General features: G+C 70.3%; 15 protein-coding genes. 13 read left to right on the plus strand and 2 right to left on the minus strand.

What is annotated here, in order from left to right; translation table 11 throughout:
• Nucleotides 1-107: 107 nt before the first annotated feature.
• The 5 genes from JKG67_RS06495 (at nt 108) to JKG67_RS06515 (ending at nt 5,629) form a co-directional block, all read left to right on the plus strand.
• Entirely contained in the window at nt 108-1,187 is a 1,080-nt protein-coding gene (locus JKG67_RS06495) for an ABC transporter ATP-binding protein (protein ID WP_203336445.1), read from the plus strand.
• Nucleotides 1,188-1,195: 8 nt separating this feature from the next.
• Nucleotides 1,196-2,377, plus strand: coding sequence for a type 2 periplasmic-binding domain-containing protein (locus JKG67_RS06500; RefSeq protein WP_203336446.1), 1,182 nt, complete (start codon nt 1,196-1,198; stop codon nt 2,375-2,377).
• A gap of 62 nt (nt 2,378-2,439) precedes the next feature.
• Nucleotides 2,440-3,351, plus strand: coding sequence for an ABC transporter permease (locus JKG67_RS06505; protein WP_203336447.1), 912 nt, complete (start codon nt 2,440-2,442; stop codon nt 3,349-3,351).
• A gap of 4 nt (nt 3,352-3,355) precedes the next feature.
• The gene (locus tag JKG67_RS06510) at nt 3,356-4,165 is read left to right on the plus strand and encodes an ABC transporter permease (RefSeq protein ID WP_203336448.1); all 810 of its coding nucleotides are present in this window, start codon (nt 3,356-3,358) and stop codon (nt 4,163-4,165) included.
• Between the two features lie 24 nt (nt 4,166-4,189).
• Entirely contained in the window at nt 4,190-5,629 is a 1,440-nt protein-coding gene (locus JKG67_RS06515; RefSeq protein ID WP_203336449.1) for an aminobutyraldehyde dehydrogenase, read from the plus strand.
• A 66-nt stretch (nt 5,630-5,695) separates the two neighbouring features.
• Here JKG67_RS06515 and JKG67_RS06520 read toward each other — a convergent pair whose 3' ends face one another.
• Entirely contained in the window at nt 5,696-6,577 is an 882-nt protein-coding gene (locus JKG67_RS06520; protein ID WP_203336450.1) for a LysR family transcriptional regulator, read from the minus strand.
• Nucleotides 6,578-6,671: 94 nt separating this feature from the next.
• On the opposite strand from JKG67_RS06520, the gene gabT reads away from it, so the two are divergent.
• The 5 genes from gabT (at nt 6,672) to JKG67_RS06545 (ending at nt 12,649) form a co-directional block, all read left to right on the plus strand.
• On the plus strand, nt 6,672-8,012 hold the full coding sequence (gene gabT, locus JKG67_RS06525) for a 4-aminobutyrate--2-oxoglutarate transaminase (protein WP_203336451.1): 1,341 nt from the start codon (nt 6,672-6,674) through the stop codon (nt 8,010-8,012).
• Nucleotides 8,012-9,274, plus strand: coding sequence for a Glu/Leu/Phe/Val family dehydrogenase (locus JKG67_RS06530; RefSeq protein WP_203336452.1), 1,263 nt, complete (start codon nt 8,012-8,014; stop codon nt 9,272-9,274). The genes gabT and JKG67_RS06530 overlap by 1 nt, the downstream gene beginning before the upstream one ends.
• 25 nt (nt 9,275-9,299) lie before the next feature.
• Nucleotides 9,300-10,664 carry an NAD-dependent succinate-semialdehyde dehydrogenase gene (locus JKG67_RS06535; protein WP_203336453.1) on the plus strand — a complete coding sequence of 455 codons (1,365 nt, stop codon included), beginning with the start codon at nt 9,300-9,302 and terminating at the stop codon, nt 10,662-10,664.
• 64 nt (nt 10,665-10,728) lie between these two features.
• Entirely contained in the window at nt 10,729-11,796 is a 1,068-nt protein-coding gene (locus tag JKG67_RS06540) for an HpcH/HpaI aldolase/citrate lyase family protein (protein WP_203336454.1), read from the plus strand.
• Nucleotides 11,789-12,649 carry an HpcH/HpaI aldolase/citrate lyase family protein gene (locus tag JKG67_RS06545; RefSeq protein ID WP_203336455.1) on the plus strand — a complete coding sequence of 287 codons (861 nt, stop codon included), beginning with the start codon at nt 11,789-11,791 and terminating at the stop codon, nt 12,647-12,649. Before JKG67_RS06540 ends, JKG67_RS06545 begins: the two co-directional genes overlap by 8 nt.
• A gap of 145 nt (nt 12,650-12,794) precedes the next feature.
• Here JKG67_RS06545 and JKG67_RS06550 read toward each other — a convergent pair whose 3' ends face one another.
• On the minus strand, nt 12,795-14,354 hold the full coding sequence (locus JKG67_RS06550) for a gamma-glutamyltransferase family protein (RefSeq protein ID WP_203336456.1): 1,560 nt from the start codon (nt 14,352-14,354) through the stop codon (nt 12,795-12,797).
• Nucleotides 14,355-14,461: 107 nt separating this feature from the next.
• On the opposite strand from JKG67_RS06550, the gene JKG67_RS06555 reads away from it, so the two are divergent.
• The 3 genes from JKG67_RS06555 (at nt 14,462) to JKG67_RS06565 (ending at nt 18,026) form a co-directional block, all read left to right on the plus strand.
• A complete protein-coding gene (locus tag JKG67_RS06555; protein ID WP_203336632.1) occupies nt 14,462-14,620 on the plus strand; it encodes a hypothetical protein in 159 nt (52 codons plus the stop codon).
• Nucleotides 14,621-14,766: 146 nt separating this feature from the next.
• Complete coding sequence (locus tag JKG67_RS06560) at nt 14,767-15,405, plus strand: alpha/beta fold hydrolase (RefSeq protein ID WP_203336457.1); 639 nt, start codon at nt 14,767-14,769, stop codon at nt 15,403-15,405.
• A gap of 143 nt (nt 15,406-15,548) precedes the next feature.
• Nucleotides 15,549-18,026: an amidohydrolase family protein gene (locus tag JKG67_RS06565; protein WP_203336458.1), complete on the plus strand. Its 2,478-nt coding sequence runs from the start codon at nt 15,549-15,551 to the stop codon at nt 18,024-18,026.
• Nucleotides 18,027-18,030: the final 4 nt, after the last annotated feature.

Genomic DNA, 18,030 nt, shown 5'->3' on the forward strand with positions numbered 1-18,030 from the left:
CCCGGACCACCAGGACTTAAAACATCTGAAACACAATCTTTACTTAAACATCTGGTTCCAGATGTTATGGTCAGTGTCCTGCATCACACCGACCAAGGAGCAAGGCCATGCGATCGACCACGGCACCTGCCACGATCACTCCCCCGGCTGCCGAGGCTTCAGCGCCCGCCATCTCGCTGCGCGGGGTCGCCAAGCACTTCGGCGAGACGGTCGCCGTACGCAACCTGGACCTGGACATCGCCCGGGGCGAACTCTTCTCGATGCTCGGCCCCTCCGGCTCGGGCAAGACCACCGTGCTGCGCATGATCGCCGGCTTCGAGCAGCCCACCGCCGGCCGGATCCTGTTGGACGGGGCCGAGGTGACCCGCAAGGCCCCCTTCGACCGCGAGGTGAACACGGTCTTCCAGGACTATGCGCTCTTCCCGCACATGAGCGTGGCCGACAACGTCGGCTACGGCCTGGCGGTGCGCAAGGTCGCCCGCGACGAGCTCCGGCGACAGGTCACCGAGGCCCTGGCTCGTGTCCACCTCGACCACCTCGCCGACCGGCTCCCCTCCCAGTTGTCGGGTGGCCAGCGGCAACGTGTGGCGCTGGCCCGGGCGCTGGTGCTGCGGCCACGGGTGCTGCTCCTCGATGAGCCATTGGGCGCCCTGGACCGCAAACTGCGCGAGCAGATGCAGATCGAGCTGAAGGCGATCCAACGCGAGGTCGGCATCACCTTCGTCCTGGTCACCCACGACCAGGACGAGGCCCTCACCCTCAGCGACCGGGTGGCCGTCTTCCATGAGGGCGGCATCGAACAGGTGGGCACCCCCACCGAGGTGTACGAACGCCCCGCGACCACGTTCGTCGCCGGCTTCCTCGGCGCCGCGAACATCATCGAGCCCGAGCTCGCCGACGAACTCTTCGGCCGCCGCGAACTGCTGAGCATCCGCCCCGAGCGGTTGCGTCTCTCGGCCGCCGCACCCACCGACAGCGCCCCGACGGTCACCGGCGTGGTCACCGAGGTCGTCTACTCCGGCCCGGCCACCACCTACGTCGTCGAGCTCCGTGGCGGCACCACCGTGATGGCCACCCGCCCGGCCGGCGACGACTCCGCCAGCCACCGACGCGGCGACGCCGTGCACCTGACCTGGTCGCCCAGCGACCTCTACGCCATCCCCGGTTCCCCCACCCGCACCACCTAGGAGAAACCATGAAGTTGAAGCGCACCGCCGCGGCCGGTCTGGCCGCAGCCCTGACGCTGGCTGTCGCCGGCTGTTCCGACGAAGGCAGCTCGGGATTCACTCTGGACGTCCCCGACATCCCTGCCCACGAGGCGCTCGGGGACCCCGAGGGCCAGGTCAACATCATCGCCTGGCCCGGGTTCGTCGAGGACGGCTCCAACAACCCCGACGCCGACTGGGTCACCGAGTTCACCGCCGAGACTGGCTGCAAGGTCAACCGTCGCATCGGTGAGACCAGCGACCAGATGGTGACGCTGATGCGCAGCGGGGACTATGACCTGGTCTCCGCCTCGGGTGACGCCAGCCTGCGACTGATCGCCGGCGGCGACGTGGCTCCGATCAACCTCGACCTGGTGCCGCACTTCGGTGACCTGGTGGACGGCATGAAGGGCCAGATCTACGACCACGTCAACGGCCAGGCCTACGGTGTCCCGATCGGTCGCGGCGCCAACATCCTGCAGTTCAACAGCGCCGACGTGGAGGCGCCGCCGACGAGCTGGAACGTGGTGTGGGAGAAGGACAGCCCGTACGCCGGCAAGGTGATCGCCTACGACTCCCCGATCTACATCGCCGACGCAGCGGTCTACCTGATGCACCACCAGCCCGACCTGGGGATCACCAACCCCTACGCCCTGGACAGCGACCAGCTCAAGGCGGCCGTAGACCTGCTGAAGCAGCAGAACGACCTGGTCAGCGAGTACTGGGCGCTCTACACCAACAACGTCTCCTCGTTCCAGAGCGGCACCAGCACGGTCGGCACCAGCTGGCAGGTGATCCTCAACGTGCTCGGCGAGGGGTACGACGGCGTGCTCCCGGTGGAGGGCTCCACCGGCTGGTCCGACACCTGGATGATCGCCGCCGAGCCGAAGAACCCCAACTGCGCCTACCTGTGGATGGACTGGGCCACCCAGGCCGACATCAACGGCGCCATCTCCCGCAACTTCGGGATGGCCCCGGCCAACTCCAAGGCCTGTGAGGGGTCCCCGGAGAACGAGGCGCACTGCGAGACGTTCCACGCCACCGACGAGGACTACTACTCCAACGTCTGGTTCTGGACCACGCCCATCGAGCAGTGCATCGACGGCCGCACCGACGTCAGCTGCACGAACTACCAGCAGTGGACCGAGGCCTGGGCCTCGGTCAAGGGCTGACCCCATCGGTGGCGGGCCGACCCGGCCCGCCACCGATGTCCCCTCCCACGAAGGACGACGGCATGCTCGACACCCGCCCCACCGACACCGCGCACCCACCGGAGGCCACCCGCCCCGCGGGCAACCGGCTCGCCACCCTGCTGCACGCTCACCCGCGACTTCGCCTCTACGGGCTGCTCAGCCTGCCGCTGGCCTGGATGGTCGGCGTCTACCTCGTCTCACTGGCCCTGCTGCTGGTGACCGCGTTCTGGACCACCGACCCGTTCACCTCCAAGGTGATCCCGGGCTTCACGCTCCGCAACTTCGAGAACATCCTGACCACCCCGGCGTACCTGCGCACTGCGGCACGGACCGTGGGGGTCGCCCTGCTGGTCACCCTGCTGTGCGCGGCGCTGGCGCTGCCACTGGGCGTCTTCATGGCCAAGGTCGCCTCACCCAGGTGGCGGAACTTCCTGGCGATGGCGATCACGCTGCCGCTGTGGGCCGGCTACCTGGTCAAGGTCTTCGCGATGCGGATCAGCCTCGGTGACTCCGGGCCGGTGAACTGGCTGCTGGCCCCCTACGGCCTCAGTGGCCCCGGCTACGGACTGCCGGCGGTGGTGCTGACGCTGACCTACCTGTGGTTCCCGTTCATGGCACTGCCCGTCTACACGGCGCTGCGGCAGATCCCCCCGAACCTGTTCGACGCCGCCGCCGACCTCGGGGCCGGCACCTGGCGGACGCTGCGGACGGTAGTACTGCCACTGCTGATGCCGGCAATGATCGCCGGATCGCTGTTCACCTTCTCGCTCAGCCTCGGCGACTTCATCGCCGCCCAGTTCGTCGGCGCCAAGGTGCAGATGCTCGGCACCCTGATCAACCAGAACGTGAACCTGAATCCGCCCCTGGCTGCAGCGCTCTCCGTGGTCCCGATCCTGGCGGTCGGCCTGTACCTGTTCGCGATCCGGCGTACCGGCGCCCTGAAGGAGCTCTGACGCAATGTTCCACCTCGCCCCCGCCACCAAATGGGCCCTCGGCCTGGTCGCGGCCACCGTGCTCACCTTCATGTACGCCCCGCTGCTGCTGGTGATGGCGAACTCGTTCAACGCGGCCCAGATCTCCAGTTGGCCGATCGAGTCGTTCTCGCTGCACTGGTGGCAACGGGCCTCCCAGACCGACGCGATCCGGGAGGCGCTCTGGGTGTCCCTGGTGACCGCCCTGGGCGCGACCGCGATCGCACTGGTGCTCGGCTCGATGGTCGCGATGGCGTTGCAGCGCTACGACTTCTTCGGGAAGAACACCATCAACCTGCTGATCATCCTGCCCATCGCGCTGCCCGGGATCGTCACCGGCGTCGCGCTCAACAACACCTACAAGAACGTGCTGGAGCCGATCGGCATCCAGGTCGGCTTCTTCGGTCTGATCGTGGCCCACGCGACCTTCTGCGTGGTGATGGTCTTCAACAACGTGCAGGCGCGGTTGAGCCGGATGAACCCCCGACTGGAGGAGGCCTCTGCCGATCTGGGCGCCGGCCCGTTGACGACGTTCCGGAAGGTGACGTTCCCCGGCTTCCGGACCGCGTTCGCCGCCGGCGGACTGCTCGCCTTCGCGCTCAGCTTCGACGAGATCGTGGTCAGCATCTTCACCGCTCCGCCCGGGGTGGAGACGCTGCCGCTGTGGATGCTCAACAACATGGCCCGCCCCAACCAGCAGTCGCTGCTCAACGTCGTGGCGACCGTCATCATCCTCGTCTCGATGGTGCCGGTCTACCTGTCGCAGCGACTGACCCGCGACGCGGACAGCAACTGACCCCCGAGAGAGAGAACCAGCCCCATGAACCCGAACCCGGTCCGTAGCTTCATCGACGGCGAGTACGTCGACTCCTCCGGTGACAGCACCTTCGAGCTGGTCGACCCCCGCACCGGCGAGTGCAACGGCGTGGCCCAGATCGGTACCGCCGAGGACGTGGACCGCGCCTACGCGGCCGCCCGGCGCGCCTTCACCGGGTGGAGTCGGACCACGCCCTCGGAACGTCAACGTGCGTTGCTGGCCTTCGCCGACGACGTCGAGGCGCACGCCGACGAACTCGTCGAGGTGGAGGGGCGACACACCGGCGTACCGGCGCACATCAACAAGGCCGAGCAGGTGGGCCCGATGGTGGACCAGATCCGCTTCTTCGCCGGCGCCGCCCGATTGCTGGAGGGCAAGTCCGGCAGCGAGTACCTGGCCGGCCACACCTCGTGGGTACGTCGGGAGCCGATCGGCGTGATCGGTCAGGTCACCCCCTGGAACTACCCGATGATGATGGCGGTGTGGAAGTTCGTGCCGGCGGTGGCCGCCGGCAACACGGTGGTGCTCAAACCCAGCGACACCACCCCCACGTCGACCACGATGCTCGCCGAGATCGCGGCTCGACACCTTCCCGCCGGTGTCTTCAACGTGGTCGTCGGCGACCGGGACACAGGTGCCGCGGTGGTGGCGCACCCGACCCCGCAGATGGTGTCGATCACCGGCTCGGTGGCGGCCGGCCGCAAGGTGGCCGCCGCCGGCGGTGAACGACTCAAACGCACCCACCTCGAGCTCGGCGGCAAGGCGCCGGTGATCGTCTTCGCCGATGCCGACCTGGCCGCAGCCGCGGAGGGGATCGCGATGGCCGGCTACTTCAACGCCGGCCAGGACTGCACAGCAGCCACCCGGGTGCTGGTGCATGCGTCGGTGGCCGAGGAGTTCACCACCCTGCTCGCCGAGCAGGCTCGCGGCGCGGTGACGACGTACGGCCGCTCCCCCGACGACGAGGAGGCGTGGATCCCCCCGCTGAACAACGCCGACCAGCTCCGCCGGGTGCTCGAGGCGATCGACCGGACCCCGGATCATGCGAAGGTCGTCGCCGGCGGTCGTCGCCAGGGCGAGGTCGGGTTCTACGTCGAGCCGACGGTGATCGCCGGGCTGCGTCAGGAGGACTGGCTCAGCCAGAACGAGATCTTCGGACCGGTGATCACGGTGCAGAGCTTCGACTCCGACGACGAGGCCCTCGAGTGCGCCAACGGGGTCGAGTACGGGCTGGCCTCCTCGGTGTGGACCCGGGACGTCACCCGCGCCCTGCGGGTCTCGGGAACCCTCGACTTCGGCTGCGTCTGGATCAACACGCACATCCCCCTGGTCGCGGAGATGCCCCACGGCGGGTTCAAGTCCTCAGGCCACGGCAAGGACCTGTCGTCGTACGGCCTGGAGGAGTACACCCGACTCAAGCACGTGATGGCCAGCCTCGGCTGAGCCCTCGATTCCCGTACGTTCTGCACCAAAAGCTCGCTCCGGAGGTGCGGAACGTACGGGAATCGGTCAGTTGGTGACCCCGTACCGCTCCCGCACCGACTCCCCCATCCGGGCGGCGAGGGTCTCGATGGTCGCGGCGGCCGGGTGTCGGCGGTCCCAGACCGCGATCAACCGCACCCCGAGCGGGTGGTCGCCGTCGTCGACGGCGACCCTGGCCAACCCGAACCGGGGATCGTCGGAGACCACCGCCACCCCGCGCCCGGACGCCGCCAGCGCCTGGGCCACCGTCCCGTTGGCCACCTCCAGCCGATCGGCGTACGACGCACCCGTGGCCGCGACGGCGGTCTCCAACGCCTGCCGCGAGGTGACCGAGGGTGGCAGCACGATCACCGAGGTGGCCAGCACCTCGGCCAGCGGCACCCTGCTCCTCCCGGCCCACTCATGGTCGGGCGGCAGATAGGCCCACACGGGTAGCACTGCCAGCACCACGGCCCGGTACGGCGCGGGCGGGCGGACGGTGCCGATCGCCAGATCAGCGCCGGCGTGGAGGGCGGCCACCGGATCCCGGGCGTCTGCCTCGAAGACCGAAGCCGTCGGCTCGCCCACGGCCAGCGTGGCGATGAACGGCGCGACCACGTCGGTCAGGGTGACCGTGGGCGCCGCGATCGTCACCCGGTCCAGCCGACCATGCGCATGGAAGGTGGCCGCGGTCCGCAGCGCCTCCGCCCGCTCCAGCAGGTCCCTGGCCATCGGCAGCAACGCCCGGCCGGTCCGGGACGGGGTGAGCCGGCCGGAACGGCGGTCGAAGAGGTCGACACCGAGCTCGGTCTCGAGTTGGCGCAGCTGGCGGGAGAGGCCCGGCTGGGTGACGTGCAGGTGGTCGGCCGCCGCGCTGACGGTGCCGCAGTCGACGGTGGCCACGAAGTAGCGCAGATGTCGCAGCTCCACTATGCCTCCTATGCATGTAGCACCTGCCAGACAAGTATTGGACAGCATACTTGTCGGGGGCCAGACTCGACTCAGACCTACGAGAGGGAGACCGATGAACCCCACCTCCACCGCCGGCGGACCCACCCTCCCCCAGGTACGACGCCTGGTCACCGAGATCCCCGGCCCCGCCTCCCGCGCCTGGCAGGCCCGCAAGCACGACGCCGTCGCCGCCGGAGTGGGCACCACCCTGCCCGTCTACGTGACCGCCGCCGGCGGCGGCGTCCTCGTCGACGCCGACGGCAACTCGCTGATCGACCTGGGCTCCGGGATCGCCGTGACCAGCGTCGGCAACAGCGCACCACGGGTGGTCGAGGCCGTCGCCGAGCAACTCTCCTCCTTCACCCACACCTGCTTCATGGTCACTCCGTACGACGGCTACGTGCGGGTCGCCGAGGCGCTGAACCGGCTCACCCCCGGCGACCACCAGAAGCGCACCGCGCTGTTCAACTCCGGCGCCGAGGCCGTGGAGAACGCCGTCAAGATCGCCCGGTCGCACACCCGCAAGCAGGCCGTGGTGGTCTTCGACCACGCCTATCACGGGCGCACCAACCTGACGATGGCGATGACGGCCAAGAACATGCCCTACAAGCACGGCTTCGGACCGTTCGCCGCCGAGGTCTACCGGGCGCCGCTCTCCTACCCGTTCCGCGACGGTGGCCTCTCCGGCGCCGAGGCCGCCCGACGAGCCATCGACGTGATCGAGAAGCAGGTGGGCGCGGAGAACCTGGCCGCCGTGGTGATCGAGCCGATCCAGGGCGAGGGCGGCTTCATCGTCCCCGCCGACGGGTTCCTGGCGGCGCTGACGCAGTGGTGCACCGCGAACGGCGTGGTCTTCGTCGCCGACGAGGTGCAGACCGGCTTCGCCCGCACCGGCGACCTCTTCGCCTGTGACCACGAAGGTGTCGTCCCGGACCTGATCGTGACCGCCAAGGGGATCGCCGGCGGACTGCCGCTGGCGGCGGTGACCGGCCGCGCCGAGATCATGGACGCCCCGCACGTGGGCGGCCTGGGTGGCACCTACGGCGGCAACCCGCTGGCCTGCGCCGCCGCGCTGGCCGTGATCGAGACCATCGAGGCCGAGGACCTGGTCGGCCGCGCCCGCGCGATCGGCACGACCATGAAGGAGCGGTTGGCCTCGTTCGGCGATCCGCGGATCGGCGAGATCCGGGGCCGCGGCGCCATGGTCGCGGTGGAGCTGGTGCGCCCCGGCAGCACCGATCCGGACCCGGAACTGGCCCGCACCGTCGCCGCCGCCGCGCACTCCCAAGGGGTGGTGGTGCTGACCTGCGGCACCTACGGCAACGTGCTGCGCTTCCTGCCCCCGTTATCGATCCCCGACCACCTGCTCGCCGAGGCACTCGACGTGCTGGAACTGGTCTTCAAGGACGCCTGATGACCCTCACCACCCTGCCCGCCGTCGACGGCGGGCCCCTCAACGACGCCCGCACCCAGCTGCGGGAGGCGGCCACCCTGCTCGGCTATGACGACGGGCTGATCACGATGCTGGCCACCCCACGCCGCGAGGTCACTGTCTCCATCCCGCTGCGCCGCGACGACGGCGCCGTCGAACTGCTGATCGGGCACCGCGTGCAGCACAACTTCTCCCGCGGCCCGGCCAAGGGCGGCCTGCGCTACTCCCCCGACGTCACCCTGGACGAGGTCCGCGCGCTGGCCATGTGGATGACCTGGAAGTGCGCCCTGCTGGACGTGCCCTACGGCGGCGCGAAGGGCGGCGTACGGATCGATCCCCGCAACTACAGTCGCGCCGAACTGGAGCGGGTGACCCGCCGCTACACCAGCGAGATCAGCCCGCTGATCGGCCCCGAGCGCGACATCCCGGCCCCCGACATCGGCACCGACGAGGACACGATGGCGTGGCTGATGGACACCTACTCGGTGCAGCAGGGCCACACGGTCCTGGGCGTCACCACCGGCAAACCACTCAGCCTGGGCGGCTCGCTGGGTCGCGCCACGGCCACCTCGCGTGGCGTCGTACACGTGGCCCTGGCAGCGCTTCGGTCCGCGGGCATCGAACCCGCCGGCGCCACCGCCGCCGTGCAGGGCTTCGGCAAGGTCGGCAGTCACGCCGCCCGCTTCCTGACCGACGCGGGGGTGCGGGTGGTCGCCGTCTCCGACCAGTACGGCGCGATCGGCTGCCCGACCGGACTGGACATCCACGCGCTCGCCGACCACGTGGCCGCGACCGGCTCGGTGGTCGACCTCCCCGGCAGCGACCCGATCCCGGACCTGCTCGGCCTCGACGTCGACCTGCTGGTCCCGGCAGCCGTGGAGGGGGTCATCCATGCCGGCAACGCGGCCTCGGTGCGGGCGCGGGTGATCGTCGAGGGAGCCAACGGCCCGACCACCCCCGAGGCCGACGTGATCCTGCAGGCGGCCGGACAGATCGTGGTGCCCGACATCCTGGCCAACGCCGGCGGCGTGATCGTCTCCTACTTCGAGTGGGTGCAGGCCAACCAGGCCTACTGGTGGTCCGCGGACGAGGTCGAGGCCCGACTCGCCGACCGGATGACCGCGGCCTGGGAACGGGTCCACGGCCACGCCACCCGACTCGAGGTGCCACTGCGCACCGCCGCCACCTGCCTCGCCGTCGAACGGGTCGCCCAGGCGCACCTGCAACGCGGCCTCTACCCGTGACCCCTCACCTCCAGGAGCACCCGCCATGTCCTTGACCGCACTGCGCACCCTCGCTGTCCACAACCCCGCCACCACCGAGGTGATCGCCGAGGTCCCCGACCACACCCCCGCCGAGGCGATCGCTGCCGTCGATGCCGCCGCGGCGGCCTTCCGCGGCTGGGCGGCCACCTCGCCCCGTGCCCGCGCCGAGATTCTGCGTCGCACCTACGAGCTGATCGTGGCCGACGTCGACCGGCTGGCCGGGCTGATCACCGCCGAGAACGGCAAGTCCGACGCCGACGCCCGAGCCGAGGTCGCCTATGCCGCGGAGTTCTTCCGCTGGTTCTCCGAGGAGGCGGTGCGCAGCGACGGCGACTACGCCGTCGCCCCCGCCGGCGGCGTGCGGAACGTGGTCACCCACCGCCCCGTGGGCGTGGCCGCCCTGGTGACGCCCTGGAACTTCCCGGCCGCGATGGCCACCCGCAAGATCGCCCCGGCGCTGGCCGCCGGCTGCACCGTGGTCCTCAAGCCCGCAGCCGAGACCCCGCTCACCGCGCTGGCGATCGGCGAACTGCTCACCGAGGCCGGGGTCCCCGACGGCGTGGTCACCGTGGTGCCGACCAGCACCCCGGCCGACGTGGTCACCGCCTGGCTCACCGACGACCGGGTCCGCAAGATCTCGTTCACCGGCTCCACCGGCGTCGGCCGCCACCTGCTGCACCAGGCCGCCGACCGGGTGCTCAACGCCAGCATGGAGCTTGGCGGCAACGCGCCGTTCATCGTCACCGCGGACGCCGACCTGGACGCCGCCGTGGCCGGCGCGATGATCGCCAAGTTCCGCAACGCCGGCCAGGCCTGCACCGCCGCCAACCGGTTCCTCGTGCATGCGGAGGTGGCCGAGGAGTTCGTCGCCCGGATCGGGGCCCTGGTGGAGGACCTGGAGGTGGCGCCGCTGATCAGCCCCCGCGCCGTCGACGGCGTCGCCGCACTGGTGGCCGAAGCGGTCGCCGCCGGCGCCCGGATCACCCACACCGGCACCGTCCCTGCCGGCGGCTGGCGGCACCCGGCCGTCGTACTGACCGACGTCCAGCCCCAGATGCGGATCTCCCGCGAGGAGATCTTCGGACCCGTGGTCGCCGTGCAGACCTGGACCGAGGAGTCCGAGATGCTCACCGCGGCCAACGACACCGAGTTCGGCCTCGCCGCCTACGTGTACGCCGGGCGACTGCAGGACGCGCTGCGGATCGCCGAGTCGTTGGAGGCCGGGATGGTCGGCGTCAACCGGGGCATCGTCTCCGACCCGTCCGCTCCGTTCGGCGGCGTCAAGCAGTCCGGCCTCGGCCGCGAGGGGGCCCGGGACGGGATCAGGGAGTTCACCGAGACCCAGTACTTCAGCGTCGACTGGAGCTGAGTGTGGCCGAAGTGACACGAGACGACCGCCGCTGCGGCCACGCACGCTGCTAGCGTGCGTGGCCATGCGCAGCGCCAAAGACTTCTTCGCCCCGCTGGCCGTGGGCGCCCCCGCCCCGGTCCGTGAGATCCCCGCCCGCCCCAGCCGGGCGATCCACTTCTTCGACCCGTCCAACGCCAAGATGGCGGCCAAGATCCCGCAGATGGTCGGCACCGTCGACGTGCTGCTGGGCAATCTCGAGGACGCCGTCAAGGCCGACAACAAGGTGGCCGCCCGTGAGGGCCTGGTGGAGATCGCCACCGAGACCGACTTCGGGCCCACTCAGCTATGGACCCGGATCAACTCGCTCGACTCGCCGTGGGTGCTCGACGACCTGACCCGGCTTGTGCCGGCGATCGGGCACAAGCTCGACGTGATCATGGTGCCCAAGGTCCAAGGGCCTGAGGACATCCACTACATCGACCGGATCCTCGCCCAGCTCGAGGCCAAGGCCGGTCTCACCTGGCCGATCCTGGTGCACGCGATCCTGGAGACCGCCCGCGGTGTCGCCGAGGTGGAGCAGATCGCGCTCGCCTCTCCCCGGATGCAGGGCATCTCGCTCGGCCCGGCCGACCTCGCTGCCGACCGCAAGATGAAGACCACCCGAGTCGGTGGCGGCCACCCCGGCTACCTGGTCCGGCAGGACCCGATCGACGGCGACATCAACAGTGCCCGGTCGATCTTCCAGCAGGACCTGTGGCACTACACGATCGCCAAGATGGTCGACGCCTGCGCCGCCGCCGGCATCTACCCCTACTACGGGCCGTTCGGTGACATCGCCGACGTGGTGGCGTGTGAGGACCAGTTCCGCAACGCGTTCCTGCTCGGCTGCGTCGGCACCTGGAGCCTGCACCCCAAGCAGATCGAGATCGCCAACCGGGTCTTCTCCCCCAGCGTGGAGGACATCAAGCACGCCCGTCGGGTGGTCGCCGCGATGGGCGACGGCACCGGCGCGGTGATGCTGGACGGGAAGATGGAGGACGACGCCTCCCTCAAGCAGTGCCTGGTGATGGTCGAGCTCGCCGAGCAGCTCGCCGCGATCGACCCGATCCTGAAGGCCAGCTACGACGCGATCGAGGTTGACGATGCCTGACTTCCGCCCCCGCCGCTCCGTCCTCTACATGCCCAGCTCCAACGAGCGGGCCCTGGAGAAGGCCAAGACCCTCCCCGCCGACGGCATCATCTTCGACCTCGAGGACGCCGTCGCTCCGGATGCCAAGCCCGAGGCCCGCCTCGCTGCGGCTGCCGCGGTGCAGTCCGGGGAGTACGGCAACCGCGAGCTGATCATCCGGATCAACGGCATCGGCACCGAATGGCACGACGAGGACCTCAAGGTCGCCGCAGCCGCCGGCCCCGACGTCGTACTCGTGCCGAAGGTGAACTCCGCCGAAGAGGTGCACCAGCTCGTGGCCGCCCTCGAGGCAGCCGGCGCGCCGGAGAAGACCACCCTGTGGGCGATGGTGGAGACCCCGATCGCGATGCTCAACGCCCTCTCGATCGCGCAGGCATCGCCGCGCCTGACCGGCTTCGTGATGGGCACCAACGATCTGGTCAAGGAGTTGTACGCCGAGCATGTGCCCGGCCGTCAGCCGGTGATCACCGGCCTGGGCCTGGCGCTCCTGGCCGCTCGGGCCGCAGGCATCGTGATCATCGACGGCGTCTACAACGACGTGAAGAACGCCGACGGGTTCGCCGCCGAGGTCGAGCAGGGCCGGCAGATGGGCTTCGACGGCAAGACGCTGATCCACCCGGGTCAGGTCGAGCCGGCGAACACCGGCTTCGCCCCCTCCGAGCAGGCGATCGCCGACGCCCGCGGCCTGATCGAGGCGTTCGAGGCCTCCACCGGCGGGGTGGTCACCTACAACGGCAAGATGGTGGAGAACCTGCACGTGGAGTCGGCTCGGCGGACGCTGGCCATCGCTGAGGCCATCGCCGCTCTCTCCTGATCTGCCGCCCGCTCGCGCGAGGCCTGCTTGGGATGTCCGTTGCACGCACATACTGCGAGCAACGGACATCCTTGTCTCTCCACGAAGGAAGTGCCCTCGCGGGGCTGGCCGAGCCACACCGTCCGGCGCCGACCCGAGCCGCCGTTCAGTGGCCCGCGGCCGCCGACCCGACCGCGCGCGGGTCGGCGGCCGCGGCGAAGGTGTCGTCAGTGTCCACGGTGATCGCCTGGGCATGGCCGAACTCGCCACTGAGCGCGGGTCCACGTGCCACCCGGTGGCCGAGCCGACGGAGCTCACCGAGCCACTCGTCGGGTGCCCCGTCCTCGACCACGACCGTCGGCGGGTCGCCATGCCAGGTCCCGAAGCCGCCCGTCGGGCCACGGAGCACCCAGCGGGGGGCGAGCACCGCCTCGGTCACGTCCTGACCGTTGTGCAGCAGGCGGGCGAGCAGTTGGGCGACGATCTGCGGCTGGGCGTCCCCACCCATGGTGCCGAGCACGCCGTACAGCCGATCTGCGCGCATCACCATCGCCGGCGCCAGCGTGTGTGGTGGCCTCCGGCCGGGAGCCAACTCGGCGGGGTGGCCGGGGATGAGCGAGAAACCGAGACCACGGTTGTGCAGGTTGATGCCGGTGCCCGGCTCGACCAGGTAGGCCCCGAAGCCAGCCGCGTTGGACTGGATCAGGCTGACGGCCCAGCCCTCGGCGTCGGCGGCGCACAGGTACGTCGTGTCCCCGTCGGCGGTGGGGGCCGCGGTGGGAGTGGCCCTGGCCGGGTGGACCATCGCCCCCCGGGCCAGCGCCCGACTCAGCAGCCAACTGCCGTCGGCACCGTCGTACAGGACCTCGTGGCGATCGGAGGAGGCGACCTTGGCCGCCTCGATCAGCAGATGCGCCCAGGCCGGGTCGGTCGGATCGTCGGGCAGTCCCAATCGCTCGGCGAGGCCGGCGATGGCCAGCACCAGATACCCCTGGGAGTTCGGGCCGAGGGTGTGCACCCGGGATCCGAACACGTCATGACTCAGGGTGTCCACCCAGTCGGCGTGTGAGGCCCTCAGGTCGGCGGCGGTGAAGGGAGAACCGTCCAGGGCCACCAGCCCAGCCGCGAACTCACCGGCATAGAACGCCTCTCGGCCGTGCTCGGCGATCCCCCGGAGCGTCCGGGCGACCCCCGGTCGACGCACCCGGGCAGCGGGGCGGTTGGCCTGGTCGGCGAGCTCAGGCAGCGCCGCGCGGCCGGCCGCATCGAGGCTGCCCAGGGCGTCGGCCAGCGGACCGGCCCGGAAGCCCTGCTCGGCGAGCTCGATCGCGGGGGCCAGGATCTCCCTCAGGCCGAGGCGACCGAACCGCTCGTGCAGTGCCTGCCAGCCGTCGACGCAGCCGGGCGCGGTGACGGTGCGTACGTCGTGACGCATCGGCATCCGCGGGTGGCCCGCCGCACGCAGGACGGCAGCGTCGCTGCGGGAGCCGGCCCGGCCGCTGGCGTTGAGTCCGATGACCTCACCGGCGGGGGTGTGCACCAGCGCGAACAGGTCGCCGCCCAGACCGCACAGGTGCGGGCTGGTCACCGCAATCGCGGCGTTGGCGGCGATCGCCGCATCAACGGCGTTGCCGCCCCGCGTGAACGCGGCGACCGCGGCCCGGCTGGCCCGGTGGTCGGCGGTGGCTACGACGTGTCGACTGGCGAGCACGGACTGGACGGTCATGGCTCGCACAGTAGCCAGCCACGCCCTGCGCACTCCCAACTCGACGCCGCAGGTCTGAGAACACCGTCTGTGGGTACCGCTGAGAGGGACATCCCAGTCCCTACGAAATGGAGGCCACTGTCATGGTTGCACTTGGACTGATCCTGCTCATCGTCGGATTGATCATGAACATTCCGGTTCTCACGACCATCGGCGCGATCCTGCTGGTCGTCGGCCTGATCCTCAACGTCGTGCCCATCGGCGGCACGCGTCGACGGGTCTACTGACCGGGGCGGGCACCGCACGTGTGCCCTGCCCACCTCCTGTCGTCCGTTCCCTGACCGGGACGGACGACAGTGGTGTCCTCGGGGCGTCGGGACGGGCGCGGTGCCCTTGCGGCGCTGAGGTGAGGACGACCACATAGGGTGCGATGGTGGCTCCGCAACCCCTCGTCGTACTCCTGCACGGTCTCGGCGAATGGCCGACCGCCTGGCAACCTCAACTCGATGCGCTGCCGTCCGGCTGGCAGATCGCGGCTCCCTGGTTGCGGGGGCTCAAACCCACCGCCACGGAGCCGTTCGACCTGCTCGCCGCGACCAGCGACATCGCCGCACTGCCGCAACAGCACGGCGTGGAGCGGATGCACCTGGTCGGCGACCAACTCGGTGCGCTGGTCGCCCTGCATCTGGCCGCCAACCACCCCGAACTGGTCGATCGGCTGGTCGTCTCCGGAGCCCCGATCACTCCACCGCGCTGGGTGCTGGGGATGCAGCGACTGGCCACCCGGCTGACGTCGGAGCGCAAACTCGCCGCCCGCGGCCTGTCCCGGGAGCGGATCCTCAGCGCGAACCGGGCGATGGCCGAGCTGGACCTGGCCGGCCAGTTGAGCGCCGTCACCGCGCCGACGCTGGTGATCGGGGGCCGCGCCGAGAAGACCGGGATGGCCGCCGCCCGACTGATCGCCGCCAAGGTCGCCGAGTCCCGGCTGGAACTGCTCCCGGGCGGCACCCACCTGCACACCAGTCACGCCCACGACTTCAACCGTCTGGTCGTCGACTTCCTCACCGCCTGAACCGCCCACTGAGCCCCGCCGCTGAACCTCTCCACTGAGCCACTCCACTGAGCCTCTCCAGTGGAGCCAGGGACCGCTGCGTGACCCAAGTCACCCCTGACTCGTTGGGATCTCCAAGGACTCCGGGAGGTTGTGGCGTGCGCATGAGACGACTGCTGGCGAGCACGGCGGCGGCCACCGCATTGGTGCTGACCCTCACTCCCGGAGCGGTCGCCCATGACGACCACGACCACGCGGATCCGGCGACCAAGAACGCCCTGTCCCGCGGCGGCGAGACCGGCGCCGACACCCGGGACAGCACCATCCCCGTCCAGGCACGCACCAACGAAGCCCTGGTCGCGGCCCATCGCAGTTCCCCGGAGCCCACCCTGGTGCCCCGACCACTCACCGGGAAGCGCCGCGCCGTCCCGCAGAACCGGCACGCGATGGCTGGAGGCTGCTACGCCCTGCAGGCGCCGAACGGCCGCTGGCTGCGCCGCGACGGCGACCGACTGGTGGCCTCCGCGGCCCGCCGCGGAGGCGCCGAACGACTCCGCTTCCGGGCCACGGACCTGGGCACCTACCTGCTCTATGACCGCAACCGTGAGTTCGTCGGACGGGTCAACACCCAGGTACGACTGGTCGGCCGACCGGCCACCAGCACCGAGTGGAGCGCCCGCGCCAGCGGCGCCGGCTACACCTTCACGCTGCCCGGCGGCGGTGCGCTCAACGCCTCCGGGCAGTCGATCGGCATCGGCCCGGCGACCGCCTTCACCGTCCGCCGAGTCACCGGCTGCAAGGCCTACCCCGAGGTCCAGGTCAACGTCACCGGCGCACCGCACGGCGGCAGCACCAGCTACCAGGAGGTGCGCGGCTACGTGGACGCGCACGTGCACGGGATGGCGCACGAGTTCCTGGGCGGTCAAGTGCATTGCGGCCGTCCCTGGCACCCGTACGGTCCGGCGTACGCGCTGGTGGACTGCCCCGACCACCTGCTCACCGCCGGCTATGGCGGGGTGCTCGAGTCGGTGCTGTCGGGTCGTCCCAGCCATGACCCGATCGGCTGGCCCACCTTCAAGGACTGGCCGGCGCCTCACTCACTCACCCACCAGGGCACCTACTACAAGTGGGTGGAGCGCTCCTGGCGCGGCGGGCTGCGGGTGATGACGAACCTGCTGGTGGAGAACGGTCAGCTGTGCACGATCTACCCGTTGAAGCGGAACTCGTGTGACGAGATGACCTCGATCCGGTTACAGGCGAAGCGGATGAGGGAGTTCGAGCGCTACGTCGACGCGCAGTACGGCGGTCCCGGCAAGGGCTGGTACCGGATCGTCAGGAACCCCCGCCAGGCGCGTCGGGTGATCAACCAGGGCAAGTTGGCCGTGGTGATGGGCATCGAGACATCGGTGCCGTTCGGGTGCAGCTTCACGGCGATCCCGCTGGTCGGCGACCAGCCGGCCTGCACCCGGGCCGACATCGACCGACACCTCGACGAGATGCACCGGCTCGGCGTCCGCCAGATGGAGTTGGTCAACAAGTTCGACAACGCCCTGGCCGGAGTGGCCGGCGACGCCGGCGAGGTCGGCGTCGCGGTGAACGTGGCCAACTTCCTCGAGACCGGCACCTTCTGGGACATGCGGCACTGCAACCCCGCCGACGGCGAGTCGGCCGACCAGACCCAGGCCACCGGCCCGGACATCGGAGGCGACCAGCAGGACGCCCTCTTCGGCGCGATCGCCTCGCTCGGGCTGACGCTGCCGGCGTTGCCGCTCTATCCCAGGCCGAAGCACTGCAACAGCCGCGGACTCACCGACCTCGGCCGGTACGCCGTCGACGGGATGGCGAAGCGGCAATGGCTGGTCGACCCCGACCACATGAGCGTCAAGGCCCGGCAGGCCACCCTGGACCGGCTGGAGCAGCTCAAGTATCCCGGCGTGATCTCCAGCCACTCCTGGGCCACCCCGGACGCCTACCCGCGGATCTACCGGCTCGGCGGCTTCATCACCCCGTACGCCGGCGACTCCACCGGCTTCGTCGCCAAATGGCGGCGCCACCTGGGCTGGGCCGACCCCCGGTTCTTCTTCGGATTCGGCTTCGGCTCCGACATCAACGGGCTCGGCGCCCAGGGCGACCCGCGAGGCGCCGGCGCGACGAACCCGGTCACCTATCCGTTCACCGGCATCAACGGGATCACCGTGCACCGTCAGGTCAGCGGCGAGAAGATCTATGACATCAACGTGCACGGCGTCGCCCACCACGGCCTCTACCCGGACTGGGTGGAGGACCTGTTGAAGGTGGCCGCTCCCGGCGAGCGGGCCGCCCTGCGCACCGACATGCAACGGGGCGCCGAGGCATTCCTGCAGACCTGGGAGCGCGCCCAGGGCGCCCGCCCCGACTCCTGCCGCAATCCCGGACTCCGCAAGACGGTCCGGAAGCTGAAGCGCGTCGTACGCCCGTCGATGACCACGCAGCGAGTGATCCGTCGACTCGGCCAGCCCTATGCACGAGTCGACCAGCGCTTCATCCTCTGCGCGAAGCGCCGGGTGGGCACCAAGGCGGATGGCAGCCCCCGCTTCGAGAACGTCCGGGTCCGGCTGGAGTTCAACCGGGCGGGGCGGCTGCAGCGGATCCGCCACCCCTGACCGC

The organism is Nocardioides limicola (genome assembly GCF_016827675.1).
Classification (GTDB): domain Bacteria; phylum Actinomycetota; class Actinomycetes; order Propionibacteriales; family Nocardioidaceae; genus Nocardioides; species Nocardioides limicola.

What these genes read in the sequence shown, in the direction of transcription:
- JKG67_RS06555 (WP_203336632.1), top strand. Translation starts at nt 14,462, where the DNA reads ATGGAGGCCACTGTCATGGTTGCACTTGGACTGATCCTGCTCATCGTC.
- JKG67_RS06530 (WP_203336452.1), top strand. Translation starts at nt 8,012, where the DNA reads ATGACCCTCACCACCCTGCCCGCCGTCGACGGCGGGCCCCTCAACGAC.
- JKG67_RS06515 (WP_203336449.1), top strand. Translation starts at nt 4,190, where the DNA reads ATGAACCCGAACCCGGTCCGTAGCTTCATCGACGGCGAGTACGTCGAC.
- JKG67_RS06540 (WP_203336454.1), top strand. Translation starts at nt 10,729, where the DNA reads ATGCGCAGCGCCAAAGACTTCTTCGCCCCGCTGGCCGTGGGCGCCCCC.
- JKG67_RS06545 (WP_203336455.1), top strand. Translation starts at nt 11,789, where the DNA reads ATGCCTGACTTCCGCCCCCGCCGCTCCGTCCTCTACATGCCCAGCTCC.
- JKG67_RS06565 (WP_203336458.1), top strand. Translation starts at nt 15,549, where the DNA reads ATGAGACGACTGCTGGCGAGCACGGCGGCGGCCACCGCATTGGTGCTG.
- JKG67_RS06550 (WP_203336456.1), bottom strand. Translation starts at nt 14,354, where the DNA reads ATGACCGTCCAGTCCGTGCTCGCCAGTCGACACGTCGTAGCCACCGCC.
- JKG67_RS06535 (WP_203336453.1), top strand. Translation starts at nt 9,300, where the DNA reads ATGTCCTTGACCGCACTGCGCACCCTCGCTGTCCACAACCCCGCCACC.
- JKG67_RS06500 (WP_203336446.1), top strand. Translation starts at nt 1,196, where the DNA reads ATGAAGTTGAAGCGCACCGCCGCGGCCGGTCTGGCCGCAGCCCTGACG.
- JKG67_RS06505 (WP_203336447.1), top strand. Translation starts at nt 2,440, where the DNA reads ATGCTCGACACCCGCCCCACCGACACCGCGCACCCACCGGAGGCCACC.
- gabT (WP_203336451.1), top strand. Translation starts at nt 6,672, where the DNA reads ATGAACCCCACCTCCACCGCCGGCGGACCCACCCTCCCCCAGGTACGA.
- JKG67_RS06495 (WP_203336445.1), top strand. Translation starts at nt 108, where the DNA reads ATGCGATCGACCACGGCACCTGCCACGATCACTCCCCCGGCTGCCGAG.
- JKG67_RS06510 (WP_203336448.1), top strand. Translation starts at nt 3,356, where the DNA reads ATGTTCCACCTCGCCCCCGCCACCAAATGGGCCCTCGGCCTGGTCGCG.